Here is a 274-nt window from a genome sequence, read left to right on the forward strand (position 1 = left end):
GTCCGGGCCGTGAATTGTACCAGCCCCGCGATGACCGAGAAGATATTCTTGATGCGGTGGCTCAATTCCTGGCTGATCACCTCACGCTCTTCGAGCGCCAGTTTCTGTTCGTGGATGTCGGTGCACGTCCCGAACCAGCGGACGATCTGCCCCGCCGCGCCGCGGATCGGCAGCGCACGCCCCAGCGATAGGTGCCGTCATGATGTCGCAACCGATATTCGATCTGATAGGCCGCGCCCGTCGCCAGCGAGTGGCGCCACACCGTCCAGGCGCG

Annotated in this window: 1 protein-coding gene and 1 pseudogene; one reads left to right on the forward strand and one right to left on the reverse strand. The window is 64.2% G+C overall.

The genetic code is table 11. The features are described 5' to 3' along the window. On the forward strand, positions 1-191 hold a 191-nt coding region (locus CVH10_RS27340; RefSeq protein ID WP_369335914.1), incomplete at its 5' end, for a hypothetical protein. A 23-nt stretch (positions 192-214) separates the two neighbouring features. Here the strand turns inward: CVH10_RS27340 and CVH10_RS27345 are convergent. After that, positions 215-262, reverse strand: a pseudogene (locus CVH10_RS27345) (hypothetical protein); the annotation flags it as partial. Positions 263-274: the final 12 nt, after the last annotated feature.

This window comes from Halomonas sp. ND22Bw, from assembly GCF_003011945.1.
GTDB classification, from domain to species: domain Bacteria; phylum Pseudomonadota; class Gammaproteobacteria; order Pseudomonadales; family Halomonadaceae; genus Halomonas; species Halomonas halophila.